We start from the raw sequence: 16144 nt of genomic DNA, 5'->3' as shown, positions 1-16144 counted from the left end.
CCCGGTTTGCTCGGTCGATGAGGCTTATTTTTTTGCCGTACGACGCAGGCGCGACAGCAGGCGCCGCGCCAGCTCGCCGAACAGCTCGGTCTGGGTCGGGTGCGGGAAGATGGCCTGGGCGACCTGGGTCAGGGTCATGCCGCCGGACACCATCATCACCGCCGCGCCGATCAGGGTGTCGGTGTGGTCGGCCAGGAAGTGCACGCCGATGATTTTCTGGCTGGCCTTGTCGGCCACCAGCTTGATCATGCCGTGGGTCTCCAGCGCGATCATGGCCTTGGCGTCGATGCTCATGGGCATCTTGGCCTCGACCGCGTCGATGCCCTTGGCCTTGGCCTGGGCGAGCGAGAGGCCGACGAAGCCGGCCTCGGGCCGCGAGAAGGTGACGCCGCAGTCCAGGTCCTGGTTGTATTGCAGCGCATGGCCGGACAGGTTGTGCGCCGCGACACGGCCCTGGGTGGCGGCGGTGTGGGCCAGCATGTAGCCGCCGATCACGTCACCCACGGCATAGATGTGCGGCACGTTGGTGCGGCAGCTGGCATCCACCTTGATCGCCGCGCCGTCCAGCGCCACGCCCACGGCCTCCAGGTTGAGCTTGGCGGTGTCGGGCCGCTTGCCGGTGGCCATCAGCACGTAGTCACAGGTGTATTCGTCGGCCTTGCCCTCGGCGTCGCTGTACTTGATGGTCATCTTGCCCGGCTTGCCGGAGATCTCGGTGATCTTGGCCGAAGTCACCACCTTGAACTCTTCGTTCAGGATGGCGGTGAGTTGCTTGGCGATTTCTTCCTCGATCTCGGCCAGGATGCGGTCCTTGGCCTCGAGCATCAGGATGTCGGCACCGAAGTCGCGCCAGATCTGGGCCATTTCGACGCCGATCACGCCGCCGCCGACGATGCCCAGCTTCTTGGGCGGCTTGGGCAGGTTCCACACGGTGTCGGAGGTGATGACGCCGCCGGTCTCCAGGCACTCGCGCGCGCCCGGGATGGGCGGTACGAAGGGCGGGGCGCCGGTGGCGATCACCGCGGCGCCGAAGGTGAGGGTCGATTCCTTGCCGTCGGGGCCGACGATCTTCAGGGTGTGGGCGTCGACGAAGGAGGCGAAGCCCTCGCGCACGTCGATCTTGACGCCCTTGTCGGTCTTCAGTGCCAGTTCACCCCGGGTCTGCAGGATGCTCTTGCGGTGCTGCTCCAGGGTCTCCCAAACCATCTTCGGCTTGTCGGTGCCGGTCACGCCCTTGTCGGCATCATGCGCGCGGTCGCGGATGATGTCGGCCGCATGGCGCCAGGCCTTGGACGGGATGCAGCCGCGCCACAGGCACTCGCCGCCGGGGAAGGGGGCGTTGTTGATCATGGCGACCTTGATGCCGTGCTCGACCAGGTCGCGGGCGCAGTCCTCGCCGCCGGGGCCGCCGCCGATCACGGCGACCTGCACGTCCCAGTTGCCCTCGGGGATGGGCGACACGGCCGGAGCGGCCGCAGCCACGCTGCCGGCACCGGCCATCCAGGCTTCGGGCGCCTCGATCACCTGCTTCAGCTCGGCCAGATAGGCGGCGACGTCGGCGCCATTGAGCACGCGGTGGTCACCGGTGATGGTGAACGGCGTGCCCTGCGGGCCGTTGGCGGCGATGGCCAGGATGGCGGCGATGCCCGGGGTCGGGATCGCGGTGAAATGGGTCACCCCGAACATCCCCATGTTGGAGATGGTGAAGGTGGGGTTGGCGAATTCCTTGGGCGCCAGCTTGCGGATGCGGGCGCGTGGCACCAGGTCGTTCCAGTCGGCCTGCATCTGTTCCAGGCTCTTGGCCTCGATGCCGCTGATGATGGGCACCACCAGGCCGCCATCGTCCGATTTCACGGCGATGCCGAAGTCGTGGTTGCCGCGCTCGACCAGCTTGTCCATGGGCTGGTAGGCCCAGTTCATGCGCGGGAACTTGGCCATGGCCACGGAACAGGCCTTGGCGATCGCCACGGTGACCGACACCTTGCGCGCTTTGGCGGCGGCGGTGAGCTTGGCCGTGTCGATGTTCATGGTGACGTTGAAGGTCGGCAGCGTCAGCGATGCGGTCATCGCGTGCGAGACGGCCTTCTCCATCGAGGTCATCGGCCGGCCTTCGCCCGGCACGTCGACCTGCGGCAGGCTGTGCGCCACTTCCTTCATCGACGGCCGCGCCCGCTGCACGTCGTCGGCGACGATGGCGCCCTCGGGACCGCTGGCGGCGACGCCGTCCAGGTCCACGCCCATCTGGCCGGCGAGCTTGCGTGCCAGCGGGCTGGCCTTGCGGCCTTGCGGACGGGCTGCCGGTTTGGCGTCGCTGCGCAGAGCGGGGGCAGGGGCGGCAGCCGGCTTCGGCGCGGCCTGAATCTTTTCGCCCGGCTTCACGTGATGGGTTTCGACCACCTTGTGCTCGGCCGAGACGGTGGCCACGGTGTCGTTGACCTGGCCCTTGTCCTGCACGATGAAGGCCATGGGGTGGCCGACCTCGATGGTGCTGCCGACATCGGCCAGCGGACCGGACAGGATGCCCTCGTTGAACACCTCGACGTCCATGATCGCCTTGTCGGTCTCGACCGTGGCGACGATGTCGCCGCGCTTGATCTTGTCGCCGATGGCCTTTTCCCAGGTCACCACGATGCCTTCGGTCATGGTGTCCGACAGCTGGGGCATGACGATGGGCGTGCCGGCATGATGCGGGATCATCTCCGACGGGGCCTGCTCGGTGACCACCTCCCCGGCGGCGATGGCCAGATCGCCTTGGGTGTCGGTGATGTAGGCCATGGCGGCGCCGACCGGGACGGTGCTGCCGATCTCGGCCAGGGGGCCGGCCAGATAACCGGCCTTGAACACCTCCACGTCCATGATGGCCTTGTCGGTCTCGACCGTGGCGACGATGTCACCGCGCTCGACGCGGTCGCCGGGCTGCTTTTCCCAGGTGACCACCACGCCCTCGGTCATGGTGTCCGAGAGCTGGGGCATGGTGATTGCGTAGTGTTGGGACATAGATTTTGATCCGTCAGGCTTAATGAGTTGGCAGTTTGCAGTGAGCAGTCGGCTGCGAGATTTCTGCCAACTGACTGCTGCCGACTTCTCAGGCTTTGCCAAACAGCTTGAGCACGGCCTTCACGACATCCTCGTGATTCGGGATGGTGGCCTTCTCCAGGTTGTGCGCGTAGGGCTGGGGCACCAGGGCGGAGTGCACGCGCACCGGCGGGGCATCCAGTTCCCAGAAGCATTCTTCGTTGATGATGGCCATGACCTCGGAGCCGACGCCGCACGGGGCCTCGTCTTCCTCGGCGATCACCGCCTTGTGGGTCTTGGCCACCGACTTCTTGATGCCTTCGCGGTCGAGCGGCGCCAAGGCGTAGAGGTCAACCACCTCGGCGCTGATGTTGTACTGCTTGGCCAGGATCTCGGCCGCCTTCAGGCACCAGTGCACGGAGATGTTGTAGCCAAACAGGGTGACGTCGGTGCCCGGCCGGGTGACCTCGGAACCCTCCAGCGGGTGGAAGTATTCCTCGTCCGGCACTTCGCCCTTCATGTTGTACATCAACTCATGCTCGTTGATGTAGACCGGGTCGGGCGAGCGCACGGCGGATTTGAGCAGACCATAGGCCTGCTTGGGGTTGGACGGGGTCACCACGCGCAGGCCGGCGATGCCCATGAACACCTTCTCCATCCGGGCCGAGTGCTGGGCGCCGAGCTGATGGGCGGCCCCGCCGGCGGAGCGGACCACGATCGGGGCGGTCAACTGGCCGCCGGACATGTAGCGCACCTTGGCCGCGCTGTTGAAGATCTGGTCCATCGCCAGCCAGGCGAAGTTGACCGACATGATCTCGATGATCGGTTTGACCCCGAGGAAGGAGGCGCCGACGCCGAGGCCGGTGTAGCCGTTCTCGGAGATCGGGGTGTCCATCACCCGCAGCGGACCGTATTTTTCGTACAGGCCCTTGGTCGCCTTGTAGGTGCCACCGGCCACGCCGATGTCCTCGCCCATGCAGATCACCAGGGGATCGCGGGCCATCTCTTCGTCGTGGGCGCGCTGAATCGCTTCCCAGTACATGATTTCAGCCATTTTTTTCTCCGTAAGCTGTCAGCCTTCAGCGTTCAGCTATCAGCGGCTTGAAAGCTGAGCGCTGACGGCTGATTGCTGACTGCTTCATTCAATCCGCCAGCACGTATTTGGTGAGCTCCTCGACCTTGGGGTCGGGCGACTCCTCGGCAAATTTGATCACTTCGTTTTCGATGTAATCGTCGATTTCTTTTTCCAGGGCTTCGAACTCGGCCATGGTGTATTTGTCCTCGGCGATCATGCGGTCGCGCAGGATGTTGATCGGATCGCGCTGCTTCCATTGCTCCTCTTCCTCGCGGCTGCGATAGCCGCGCGAGTCGGACATGGAGTGGCCGCGGTAGCGATAGGTCTTCAGCTCCAGGAAATATGGGCCCTTGCGCGAGCGCACGTATTCGACCGCCTTGTGGGCGTGCTCCAGCACCACCTCGATGTCCTGGCCGTCGCAGACGTCGGACTCGATGCCGTAGGCGCAGACCCGCTTGTACTGATCGACCACGGCGGTGGAACGGTGCAGGGCGGTGCCGATGCCGTAGAGGTTGTTCTCGCAGACGAAGAGCACGGGCAAGTTCCACAGCGCGGCCATGTTCATGGTCTCGTGGAAGGTACCCTGGTTGTTGGCGGAGTCGCCCAGGAAGCAGATGGCGATCTCGTCACCGCCCTTCATCTGGATCGCCTTGGCCATGCCGGCGGCGAGCGGGAAGGGGCCGCCGACCAGGGCATAGCCGCCCATGAAGCGGTGCGCCACGTCGAAGATGTGCATGGAGCCGCCGCGGCCTTTGGAGCAGCCGGTCTCCTTGCCGTAGAGCTCGGCCATCACCGCCTTGGGATCGGCGCCGCATTTGATGGCGTGCACGTGGTCGCGATAACCGGTGATGACGTAGTCGAAGCCGGGACGGGCCGCTTCCATGACGCCAAAGCAGCAGGCCTCCTGGCCGGGATAAAGATGCAGGAATCCGCCGATCTTGCGCTCGATATAGGCCTGATAGCAGCGCTCTTCGAAACGCCGGGCCAGAATCATCTCGCGCAGCACCCGCTTACGATCTTTCAGCTTCATTGAGCTAGACCTCTGGGTTGAAAAAATCGCGGTATGATCGCGGAAAGGCCGCGTCAGGTCAAGGATTTGCCGGAGAATGAATGTGAACTCACTAGCTGAACTCGTTGAAACGAAAAAGGATTTTTCCGGCCTGAAAACCGGCGTCGTCGGCCATGTGCTGCATGTTGTGATCGAAGGCGCTGCGCTTGAAAAAATTCCCGCCAGCGAGCGTCTGCTCGCCGTCCTCAAGCGCAAGCAGATGAAGCGGAAGGAACTGGCGAAATCCCCGGTCACTTGCGAGAACGAGGCTGGCGGCCTGGAGGCCTGGCTCATGCTCGATGCCAAGGCGAGTGCCTTCGATCGGCACGCCTCTCTGCGCAAGGCGCTGCAGCCTCTGCTCGAGGAGCAGCCGACGGAGATTCATATCGCCGTACATGGTCCGGCTGCTGCCCGCTTGCCTGCTGCGGAGGCGGCGGTCTATGTGGCCTGGCTCAATGGCACGACCTTGCCCAGCTACAAGAGCAAGCAGACCGCGAAACCGCTGAAAAAAATCCATCTCCATGGCTGCCAGAGTCCGGATGGCTTCGCCCGCATCCGTGCGCTGGCCGAGGGCAATGCCCTGGCCCGACAGCTGACCATGCTGCCGCCGAACGAGCTGACGCCACGCAGTTATCGCCAGCGTGTGGTCAAACTGGCCAAGGCCGAAGGCTGGGGCATCGAGGAACTCGACGTGAAAAAGCTGCGCAGGCTCAAGGCCGGCGCCTTTCTCGCCGTCGCCCGCGGCAGCCAGCACGAAGACGCGGCGATCGTGCACCTGAGCTACACGCCGAAGCGGGCGAAGGCGGGTTATGCCCTGGTCGGCAAGGGCATTTGTTTCGACACTGGCGGTCACAACCTGAAGCCCGCCCGCTACATGCACAACATGCACGACGACATGAACGGCTCCGCCGTCGCCCTGGGCCTGCTGCTGGCGGCGACCCGGCTGAAGCTGCCGGTGCGCCTGGACGTCTGGCTGGCCATCGCCCAGAACCATCTTTCACCCGAGGCCTACACCCAGAACGAGGTGGTCACCGCGTTCAACGGCACCACCATCGAGATCGTGCATACCGATGCCGAAGGCCGCATGGTGCTGGCCGATACCCTGACCCTGGCGGCCCGCGCGAAGCCGGCCGCGATCATCGACTTCGCGACCCTGACCGGCAGCATGGCCGTGGCGCTGGGCGAGCGCATGAGCGGGGTGTTGGCCAATCGGGACGACCTGGCGCTGGCGGCGGTGGCGGCTGGGATGCAGTGCGGTGAGCGGGTGGTGGCGTTTCCGGTGCCGGAGGACTACGACGAGGCGTTGGAATCCAAGGTGGCCGACGTCAAGCAATGCACGCTCGACGGCGAGGCCGACCACATCCTGGCGGCACGTTTTCTCAACCGCTTCGTGGCGGAAGCGCCCTGGCTGCATATCGACCTGTCGGCCAGCCGCTGCAAGGGCGGTCTGGGTGCGGTCGGATCGGACATCACCGGCTTCGGCGTCGCTCTCGGCCTGGGCGTGCTGGAACGGCTGGCCGGCTGATCAGGCCGGCGCGTCCCCGCTTTCGGCCTGCGGCGCCGCATAGAAACGGTAGGTGTTGCGGCCCTCGGTCTTGGCCACGTACATGGCGGCATCGGCCATCTGCATGAGGTCGCCGGCGTTGTCGGAGTCGCGCATGTAGATGGCGATGCCGATGCTGCTGCCGATTCGGATCTCGTGGCCCTGGATGCTGAAGGGCTTTTCCAATGCCTGAATGATCTTCATCGCGACCTTGCCGGCATCGTCCGCCTGGTTGATGGTCGGCAGGATGACGGTGAATTCGTCGCCGCCCAGACGGGAGACCGTGTCGCTGTCGCGCACGCAGCGGCGCAGGCGCTTGGCCACCGCTTTCAGCAGCATGTCGCCGACGGCGTGGCCGAGGGTGTCGTTCACCGGTTTGAAGCGATCGAGGTCGATATAGAGCAGGGCCAGGGCCTCCTTGTTGCGCTTGGCCAGGCGCAGCGCCTGTTTGAGGCGATCCTTGAACAGGATGCGGTTGGACAGCCCGGTCAAGGCGTCGTGGTGGGCGATGCGATGTATGCGTGCCTCCGCCTCCTTCATGGCCGTGATGTCGTCGTGCATGGCGATGAAGTGGGTGATCTGCTGCAACTCGTCCATGATCGGGGTTATGGTCTGGCGCACGGTATAGGTGTGGCCGTTCTTGTGCCGCTCCAGCGTCTCGCTGATCCAGCTCTGGCCGGACAGGATGGTGGCCCACATCTCCTTGTAGTAGGAGGGGCTTTGCAGGCCGGATTGCAGAAAACGCGGGTTGCGGCCGAGGATTTCCTCGATCTCGTAGCCGCACAGCTTGGAGAAGGCCTCGTTGGCCCAGGCGATGTTGCCGGCCCGATCGGTGATGAAGACGGCGTTGCTGGTCGCGGTGAGCGCGCGGCTCAACAGGTTGAGTTCGTTCTCCTGGCTGGTCTCACGGGTGAGCAGTGGGCGGAACACGGTAAACCAGGCAATCGGGCCGAACACCAGGCCGAACAGGACCAGGTCGAGCAGGACGTGGATGAGGAAGTCACCACGGTCGAGCAGGCGAGCCAGGTAGATCTCGGTGGCGAACAGGGTCAATAGCGCCGTGCCCGCAATGAGGAAGCGGGGGCGTGAGGGCATGGATGCGTTGGCTGATTTCATGCCTGAAGTCTATAAACCCGCGCGGTTGAGGGCTTCCGGGCGGCACCCAAGGGCAACTACGTATGCCGGCCGGGGTTTTTCCAAAGTGCTTGGGTTAAAATCCGTAGAAATCACTAACAGGCTGCGTAATGTCCGGTAATACGATTGGCACTTCCTTCTGCGTCACGTCTTTCGGCGAATCCCACGGCCCGGCCATCGGCTGCGTGGTCGACGGCTGCCCGCCCGGGCTGGCGTTGACGGCCGAAGACATCCAGATCGACCTCGACCGGCGCAAGCCCGGCACCTCGCGCCACGTCACCCAGCGGCGCGAATCGGACACGGTGGAGATCCTGTCCGGCGTGTTCGACGGCAGGACCACCGGCACGCCCATCGCCCTGCTGATCCGCAACGAGGACCAGCGCAGCAAGGACTATTCCGAGATCGCCCAGACCTTCCGCCCGGGCCACGCCGACTACACCTACTGGCAGAAATACGGCATCCGCGACTACAAGGGCGGCGGCCGTTCCTCGGCCCGGGAGACCGCCGTGCGGGTCGCCGCCGGGGCCATCGCCAAGAAGTGGCTGCACGAGCGCTACGGTACGGTCATCCGCGGCTATCTGGCCCAGCTCGGCCCGATCGTGGTGCCGTTCCAGAGCTGGGAGGCGGTGGCCGACAATGCCTTCTTCGCGCCCAATGCCGGCATCGTCGCCGAGCTGGAGGCTTATATGGATGCCCTGCGCCGCGAGGGCAACTCGGTCGGCGCCCGCATCAACGTGGTGGCGGAAAAGGTGCCGGTCGGCCTGGGCGAGCCGGTCTACGACCGGCTGGATGCCGACCTCGCCCATGCCCTGATGAGCATCAATGCGGTGAAGGGGGTGGAGATCGGCGATGGTTTCGCCAGCGTCGCCCAGAAGGGCACCGAGCACCGGGACGAGCTGACTCCGCAGGGCTTTTTGTCGAACCACGCCGGCGGCATCCTGGGCGGCATCTCCACCGGCCAGGACATCCTCGCCTCGATCGCGATCAAGCCGACTTCCAGCATCCGCTTGCCCGGGCGCTCGATCAACCTGGCCGGCGAGCCGGTCGAGGTGGTGACCCACGGCCGGCACGACCCCTGTGTCGGCATCCGGGCGACGCCGATCGCCGAGGCCATGCTGGCCATCGTGCTGATGGATCATGTCCTGCGCCATCGCGGCCAGAACGCCGACGTGCGCTGTCCGACGCCGCCTATCCCCGGCCAGGCGCCGCGTTGAACCTTCCTACCATTTTCAGGAGTTAGGCCATGGAACTCGAATCCCACGATCTCGCCCACGAGTTTCCCGAACACAAGGAAACCATGCGCGAGCTCAAGCGCGGCAACGCCCATTTCGCCAAGCTCTATGACGAATATCACGCGGTCGACCGTGAGATCCACCGGATCGAGCAGAACATCGAGCCGACCTCGGATGTCTATGCCGAAGACCTGAAGAAGAAGCGCCTGGCCCTGAAAGACGAGCTGTACCAGATGCTGTTGGCCGCCAAGGCCTGAGCGCCCGGGGCGCCGCCTGACGGGCGCGCCCATTTCGCCATCCCATGCCGCATTCCCTGCCGTACTGGCGCCTGTCCGGTTTCTATTTCTTCTATTTCGCCTTCGTCGGCGCCATGGCGCCGTACTGGAGCCTGTATTTGCGTTCGCTCGAGTTCAGCGCCCTGCAGATCGGCATCCTGATGTCGCTGCTGCAGGTGATGCGCATCTTCGCGCCCAACATCTGGGGCCATGTTGCCGACCGTACCGGCCGTCGGGTGGCCATCGTGCAGATGGTGGCGGCGATCTGCGTCGTCTCCTACCTGGGGGTGTTCTTCGGCACCGGCTTCTGGTGGCTGTTCGCGGTGATGAGCCTGATCAGCTTCTTCTGGAGCGCCTCCCTGCCCCTGGTCGAGGCCACCACGCTGTCGCACCTGAAGGACCGCACCGAGCGCTACGGCAACATCCGGCTCTGGGGTTCCATCGGCTTCATCCTGGTCGTGGTCGGCCTGGGTGCCATGCTCGATCATTGGCCGGTCGAGAGCCTGCTCTGGGTGGTGCTGGTTCTGCTCATCGGGGTGGCCCTGTTCGCCCGTTTCATCCCCGAGGCGGAGATCAATACCCTCGAGACCGAACAGGCTTCTTTGAGGAGCGTGCTCAAGCGGCCGGAGGTGATCGCCCTGCTGGCGGCCGCCATCCTCATGGCCGCGGCGCACGGGCCGTACTACACCTTCTTCACCATCCACCTGGTCGATGCCGGCTACAGCAAGACCCTGGCCGGCTGGCTCTGGGCCCTGGGCGTGATCTGCGAGATCGGGGTGTTCCTGGCCATGCCCCGGGTGTTCAGGCGACTGCGGGCGGAGACCGTGCTTCTGCTCACCCTGGCCGCGGCGGCGGTGCGCTTCCTCATCATCGCCTGGCAGGTCGACAGCCTGCCCTTGCTGCTCTTCGCCCAAATGCTGCACGCCCTGACCTTCGGCGCCTACCACGCCTCGGCCATGGCCCTGGTCCATCGCCACTTCCGCGGTCGCAACATGGCCCGCGGCCAGGGGCTCTACAACAGCCTGGCCTTCGGCTTCGGCGGTACCCTGGGCAGCCTGTATTCCGGCGCCGCCTGGGACGGTCTGGGGGCGGGCGTCACCTTCAGCCTGGCCGCCGCCTGCGCCGCGCTGGCGGCCGCTGTTTTCGCTTGGAAGGGACGGCGTCCGGCTAGCGCGTAAGCCACTGTAAATGCGATAATTCGCGCCTTTCCGACCTGGTTTGCCTTATGTCCGCCCGTACCCTTTACGACAAGTTGTGGGATGCCCATGTGGTCCATGTCGAGCCCGATGGCACGGCCTTGCTCTATATCGACCGCCATCTGGTGCACGAAGTGACCAGTCCCCAGGCCTTCGAGGGTCTGAAGCTGGCTGGCCGCAAGGTCTGGCGCGTGAAGTCCGTGCTGGCCACGCCCGACCACAACGTGCCGACCACCGACCGCGACAAGGGTATCGCCGACCCGATCTCGCGCACCCAGGTCGAGACCCTGGACGCCAACTGCCGCGACTTCGGCCTGACCGAGTTCGCCATGAACGACAAGCGCCAGGGCATCGTCCACGTCATCGGTCCGGAAGAGGGCTTCACCCAGCCGGGCATGACCCTGGTCTGCGGCGACTCGCATACCAGCACCCACGGCGCCTTCGCCGCCCTGGCCTTCGGCATCGGCACTTCCGAGGTGGAGCATGTGCTGGCCACCCAGTGCCTGTGGCAGAAGAAATCCAAGTCCATGCTGGTCAAGGTCGAGGGCCAGCTGGGTCGCGGCGTCACCGGCAAGGACATCGTGCTGGCCGTGATCGGCAAGATCGGTACCGCCGGCGGCACCGGCTATGCCCTCGAGTTCGGCGGCTCGGCCATCCGTTCGCTGTCCATGGAAGGCCGCATGTCGATCTGCAACATGGCGATCGAGGCGGGCGCCCGCGCCGGCATGGTGGCGGTGGACGACAAGACCGTCGATTACCTGCGCGGCCGGCCCTATGCGCCACAGGGCGCCCAGTGGGACCAGGCCGTGGCCTACTGGCGGACCCTGGTCTCCGACGCCGATGCGAAGTTCGATGCCGTGGTCGAGTTGAAGGCGGAAGAGATCAAGCCCCAGGTCACCTGGGGCACCTCGCCCGAGATGGTGGTGCCGGTCGACGGCCGGGTGCCCGATCCGGCCGAGGCGCCCAATGCCGTGAAGAAGGGCGACTGGGAACGCGCGCTGCAATACATGGGTCTTAAATCGCATACGCCGATCTCGGAGATCGCGGTGGACAAGGTGTTCATCGGCTCCTGCACCAATTCCCGCATCGAGGACCTGCGCGAGGCGGCTGCCGTGGCGAAAGGCCGCAAGGTGGCCGGCAACGTGAAACTGGCCATGGTGGTGCCGGGTTCGGGTCTGGTGAAGGAACAGGCCGAGGCCGAGGGGCTCGATCAAATCTTCAAGGCGGCCGGTTTCGAGTGGCGCGACCCGGGCTGCTCCATGTGCCTGGCCATGAATGCCGACCGGCTGGAGCCGGGCGAGCGCTGCGCCTCCACCTCGAACCGCAATTTCGAGGGGCGACAGGGGCAGGGCGGTCGCACCCATCTGGTGAGCCCGGCCATGGCGGCGGCCGCTGCCGTGTACGGCCATTTCGTCGATGTTCGTAATCTTTCGTGAGGAAATGAGATGAATCCGCGGAAGCTGATTATGTTTGGTGTGGTGAAGATTGCCCTGCTGGCCGTGGCCGTGGGTGTCGTGTTCAGCCTGTATGGCTGCAACACCGTGCGCGGCATCGGCCAGGATGTGGAAAAGGCCGGCGAGGCCATCCAGAAGTCGGCCAAATGAAACCCTTCGTCAAACATGACGGGCTGGTGGTGCCGCTCGACCGCGCCAACGTCGACACCGATGCCATCATCCCCAAGCAGTTCCTGAAATCGATCAAGCGCAGCGGCTTCGGCCCCAACGCCTTCGACGAGTGGCGCTATCTTGATCGCGGCGAGCCGGGACAGGATTGCAGCAAGCGCCCGCTCAACCCCGACTTCGTGCTCAACCAGCCGCGCTATCAGGGTGCCTCGGTGCTGCTGGCGCGCGAGAACTTCGGCTGCGGCTCCTCGCGCGAGCATGCGCCCTGGGCGCTGGAGGATTATGGCTTCCGCGTCATCATCGCGCCGAGCTTCGCCGACATCTTCTACAACAACTGCTTCAAGAACGGCCTGCTGCCCATCGTGCTGCCGGCCGAGGTGGTGGACAGGTTGTTCAAGGAGACCGAGGTCCACGAAGGCTATGCCCTGACCGTGGACCTGGCCGCACAGACCGTGACCACGCCGACCGGCGAGGCGATCCCGTTCGAGGTCGATGCCGAGCGCAAGCACCGTCTGCTCAACGGCTTGGACGACATCGGCATCACGCTGCAGCACGTGGACAAGATCAAGGCCTACGAGGCGCGGCGCAAGAACGAAACGCCGTGGTTGTTTGCTTAACAAGTTGTCATTCCCGCATAGGCGGGAATCCATACAGCATTGAAAATCACTGGATTCCCGCTTTCGCGGGAATGACGGTGGCATAGCTGAGGAATATTGATATGAAACTCGCAGTCTTGCCGGGTGACGGCATTGGTCCGGAGATCGTCGCCCAGGCGGTCAAGGTGCTCGAGGTCCTGAACAAGGACGGCATGAAGATCGAGATGGAGCATGCGCCCATCGGCGGTGCCGGCTACGACGCGGCGCGCGACCCGCTGCCCGAGGCCACGCTGAAACTGGCCCGCGCGGCCGATGCCGTCCTGCTCGGCGCCGTCGGGGGGCCGCAGTACGACACCCTCGACCGCCCCCTGCGCCCGGAGCGCGGCCTGCTGCGCATCCGCAAGGAATTGAATCTCTTCGCCAACCTGCGTCCGGCGCTGCTCTATCCCGAACTCGCCTCGGCCTCGACCCTCAAGCCCGAGGTGGTGGCGGGGCTGGACATCATGATCGTGCGCGAGCTGACCGGCGACGTGTATTTCGGCCAGCCGCGCGGCATCGAGATGAGGCCGGGTCCTGATGGACGGGCAGAGCGCGTCGGCTTCAATACCATGATCTATTCCGAATCGGAGATCCGTCGGGTGGCCCATGTCGCCTTCGGCATCGCCATGAAGCGCGGCAAGCGCCTGTGCTCGGTGGAGAAGGCGAACGTGCTGGAATGTTCCGAGCTTTGGCGCGAGGTGGTGCTCGAGGTGGCCCGGGACTACCCCGAGGTCGAGCTGTCCAGCATGTACGTCGACAACGCCGCCATGCAGCTGGTGCGCAATCCCAAACAGTTCGACGTCATCGTCACCGGCAACATCTTCGGTGACATCCTGTCGGACCAGGCCTCCATGCTGTCCGGTTCCATCGGCATGCTGCCCTCGGCCTCGCTCGATGAGAACAACAAGGGCATGTACGAGCCGATCCACGGCTCGGCCCCGGACATCGCCGGCAAGGACATCGCCAACCCGCTGGCGACCATCCTGTCGGTGGCGATGATGTATCGCTATACCTTCGCCGACGCGGCGACCGCCGACCGGATCGAGAACGCGGTGAAGAAGGTGATCGCCCAAGGCTATCGCACGGCCGACATCTACACCGAAGGCTGCAAGAAGGTATCCTGCAACCAGATGGGCGATGCCGTCGTGGCGGCGATGTAAAAGATTCTTGGATTGAGGAAAACAGTCATGAAGAAGGTAGGTCTGGTCGGTTGGCGCGGCATGGTGGGCTCGGTGCTCATGGGCCGCATGCGCGAGGAAAAGGATTTCGATCTGATCGATCCGGTGTTCTTCACCACCTCCAACCCCGGCGGCAAGGGCCCGGACATCGGCAAGGACGTACCGCCGCTGAAGGACGCCAACAGCATCGACGAACTGAAGGCGATGGACGTGATCATCACCTGCCAGGGCGGCGACTACACCAAGGAGGTGTACCCCAAGCTGATGGCCAGCGGCTGGCAGGGCTACTGGATCGACGCCGCCTCGACTCTGCGGATGAAGGACGACGCGATCATCATCCTCGACCCGGTCAACAAGAACGTGATCCAGGACGGCCTGAAAAAGGGCATCCGGACCTATGTCGGCGGCAACTGCACGGTGTCGCTGATGCTCATGGCCATCGGCGGCCTGTTCGACAAGGGCCTGGTCGAGTGGATCGCGCCGCAGACCTACCAGGCCGCCTCCGGCGCCGGTGCGCGCAACATGCGCGAGCTGATCCAGCAGATGGGTGCGATCAACGGCGAGGTGAAGGACCTGCTCGACGATCCGGCCTCCGCCATCCTGGAGATCGACAAGAAGGTCGCCGACTTCATTCGTTCCGACCGCTATCCGCTCGACGCCTGGCCGGTGCCCCTGGCCGGCTCGCTCATCCCGTGGATCGACGTCCAGCTAGAATCCGGTCAATCCAAGGAAGAGTGGAAGGCCCAGGTCGAGTGCAACAAGATCCTCGGCCGCGCCGACCGCCCGATCCCGATCGACGGCCTGTGCGTGCGCATCGGCGCCATGCGCTGCCACAGCCAGGCGCTGACCATCAAGCTGACGAAGGATGTGCCTCTCGACGAGATCCACGGCATCATCGCCGCGCACAACCAGTGGGTGAAGGTGGTGCCGAACGACCGCCAAATCACCATGGAGCAGCTGACCCCGGCTGCCGTCACCGGTACCCTGACCGTGCCCGTGGGCCGCATGCGCAAGCTGAACATGGGCCCGCAGTACCTGTCCGCCTTCACCGTCGGCGACCAACTGCTGTGGGGCGCGGCCGAGCCGCTGCGCCGCATGCTGCGCATCCTGCTCGAGGCCTGATGACGCTCAAGCTGGTAGTTCTCGGCGCCGACGAGCCCCTGGCCGAGGCGCTGTTCAAGGAGCTGGAAGAGCGCAACCTGCCGATCGCAGAGGTCCAAGCCCTGACGTTGGGCGAGGCCGAGACCAGCGTGGAGTTCAACGGCGCGCAGATTCCCTGCCAGCCGGTCGCCGGCTTCGACTGGAACGGCGCCGAACTGGTGGTCGTCGCCACGCGCAGCCGGGGCGCCAGGCGCCATGTTGACGCGGCTTTGTCGGCCGGCCGGCCGGTGCTGGGTTTGGGCGAAGTCTTGGCCCAGCACCCCCAAGCGGTCTGGCTCGATCCCGAGCATGCCGAATTCCCTCCGGGCAAACTCTGGCTGGTCCCGGATGCGGTGGCAAGCCTCACCGCTCGGGTGCTGCGTCCGCTGGTCGCCAGCCTCGGCGTCACTCAGGTAGATGGTTTTGCCAACCTGGCCGTCAGTGCCATGGGCCAGGCCGGTATCGACGAGTTACGCGAGCAGGTGAGCCAGCTGTTCAGCCTGAGCGCGATCGACAGCACGGTGTTTCCGCTGCAGATCGCCTTCAACCTGACTCCCCAGGTCGGCGATCTTTTGCCCGATGGCGAGAGCCAGGGCGAGCTGGCGACGCAGACCGCCCTGCAGCACCTGCTTGGTCGGCAGGCGCCGGTCTGTCGGTTGACGCTGGCCTGGGCGCCGGTCTTCTACGGTCACAGCATTACCCTGCACCTTGCCGGCGGCGCGGGCCTCAGCATCGAAAATGTCCGCACCCGCTTGCAGAACGCGCCGGGCGTGGTGCTGATGGACGAGCATCTGCCGGGCGGTTATCCGACGCCGGTGACCGATGCCGCCGAGAGCAGCGATGCCTTCGTCGGCCGCCTGCGTGCGAGCGGCGTGGGCGATGCGCGCTTCATCCAGTTGTGGCTTGTGGGCGACAATGTCCGTACCGAGGCCATGAATCTTGCCCAGATCATCGAGCGCCGCGTTGAAAAACAATGAGCTTCGGTGCTAACTTAGCCCAATAAGTTAACTGACTGCGTAGGCGGCTTGCGGGCTGCCTCGACAATGGCACT

Annotated in this window: 14 protein-coding genes; 10 read left to right on the top strand and 4 right to left on the bottom strand. The window is 65.0% G+C overall.

Translation table 11 applies throughout. The features are described from left to right. Window positions 1-24 precede the first annotated feature (24 nt). The 3 genes from EL388_RS07855 to pdhA form a co-directional block, all read right to left on the bottom strand. Window positions 25-2997, bottom strand: coding sequence for an FAD-dependent oxidoreductase (locus EL388_RS07855; RefSeq protein WP_126462006.1), 2973 nt, complete (start codon window positions 2995-2997; stop codon window positions 25-27). Between the two features lie 88 nt (window positions 2998-3085). Further along, on the bottom strand, window positions 3086-4069 hold the full coding sequence (locus EL388_RS07850; protein ID WP_126462003.1) for an alpha-ketoacid dehydrogenase subunit beta: 984 nt from the start codon (window positions 4067-4069) through the stop codon (window positions 3086-3088). Between the two features lie 88 nt (window positions 4070-4157). Continuing rightward, window positions 4158-5120, bottom strand: a complete 963-nt coding sequence (gene pdhA / locus EL388_RS07845; RefSeq protein ID WP_126462000.1) for a pyruvate dehydrogenase (acetyl-transferring) E1 component subunit alpha — start codon at window positions 5118-5120, stop codon at window positions 4158-4160. Window positions 5121-5202: 82 nt separating this feature from the next. On the opposite strand from pdhA, the gene EL388_RS07840 reads away from it, so the two are divergent. Next, window positions 5203-6663, top strand: coding sequence for a M17 family metallopeptidase (locus EL388_RS07840; protein ID WP_420856641.1), 1461 nt, complete (start codon window positions 5203-5205; stop codon window positions 6661-6663). Here the strand turns inward: EL388_RS07840 and EL388_RS07835 are convergent, their stop codons facing one another. After that, window positions 6664-7776 carry a diguanylate cyclase domain-containing protein gene (locus tag EL388_RS07835; protein WP_165919098.1) on the bottom strand — a complete coding sequence of 371 codons (1113 nt, stop codon included), beginning with the start codon at window positions 7774-7776 and terminating at the stop codon, window positions 6664-6666. It lies immediately after the preceding gene. 149 nt (window positions 7777-7925) lie between these two features. Here EL388_RS07835 and aroC point away from each other — a divergent pair, with 149 nt between their 5' ends. From aroC to EL388_RS07790, 9 genes are all read left to right on the top strand, one after another. Next, entirely contained in the window at window positions 7926-9029 is a 1104-nt protein-coding gene (aroC, locus tag EL388_RS07830) for a chorismate synthase (protein ID WP_126461991.1), read from the top strand. A gap of 29 nt (window positions 9030-9058) precedes the next feature. Then, window positions 9059-9304, top strand: a complete 246-nt coding sequence (locus EL388_RS07825) for an HP1242/YdcH family protein (protein WP_126461988.1) — start codon at window positions 9059-9061, stop codon at window positions 9302-9304. A gap of 44 nt (window positions 9305-9348) precedes the next feature. Continuing rightward, the gene (locus EL388_RS07820; protein ID WP_126461985.1) at window positions 9349-10500 is read left to right on the top strand and encodes an MFS transporter; all 1152 of its coding nucleotides are present in this window, start codon (window positions 9349-9351) and stop codon (window positions 10498-10500) included. 47 nt (window positions 10501-10547) lie between these two features. After that, window positions 10548-11954, top strand: a complete 1407-nt coding sequence (gene leuC, locus EL388_RS07815; RefSeq protein ID WP_126461982.1) for a 3-isopropylmalate dehydratase large subunit — start codon at window positions 10548-10550, stop codon at window positions 11952-11954. Window positions 11955-11963: 9 nt separating this feature from the next. After that, complete coding sequence (locus EL388_RS07810) at window positions 11964-12122, top strand: entericidin A/B family lipoprotein (RefSeq protein ID WP_476755994.1); 159 nt, start codon at window positions 11964-11966, stop codon at window positions 12120-12122. Beyond that, window positions 12119-12757 carry a 3-isopropylmalate dehydratase small subunit gene (gene leuD / locus EL388_RS07805; protein ID WP_126461979.1) on the top strand — a complete coding sequence of 213 codons (639 nt, stop codon included), beginning with the start codon at window positions 12119-12121 and terminating at the stop codon, window positions 12755-12757. The genes EL388_RS07810 and leuD overlap by 4 nt, the downstream gene beginning before the upstream one ends. 101 nt (window positions 12758-12858) lie before the next feature. After that, window positions 12859-13935 carry a 3-isopropylmalate dehydrogenase gene (gene leuB, locus EL388_RS07800; RefSeq protein WP_126461976.1) on the top strand — a complete coding sequence of 359 codons (1077 nt, stop codon included), beginning with the start codon at window positions 12859-12861 and terminating at the stop codon, window positions 13933-13935. 27 nt (window positions 13936-13962) lie between these two features. Beyond that, window positions 13963-15075 carry an aspartate-semialdehyde dehydrogenase gene (asd, locus tag EL388_RS07795; protein ID WP_126461973.1) on the top strand — a complete coding sequence of 371 codons (1113 nt, stop codon included), beginning with the start codon at window positions 13963-13965 and terminating at the stop codon, window positions 15073-15075. Next, window positions 15075-16070 carry an Asd/ArgC dimerization domain-containing protein gene (locus tag EL388_RS07790; protein ID WP_126461970.1) on the top strand — a complete coding sequence of 332 codons (996 nt, stop codon included), beginning with the start codon at window positions 15075-15077 and terminating at the stop codon, window positions 16068-16070. The genes asd and EL388_RS07790 overlap by 1 nt, the downstream gene beginning before the upstream one ends. Window positions 16071-16144: the final 74 nt, after the last annotated feature.

This window comes from Sulfuritortus calidifontis, assembly GCF_003967275.1.
Lineage (GTDB): Bacteria > Pseudomonadota > Gammaproteobacteria > Burkholderiales > Thiobacillaceae > Sulfuritortus > Sulfuritortus calidifontis.
This window is presented reverse-complemented; position numbering and strand designations above follow the sequence as displayed.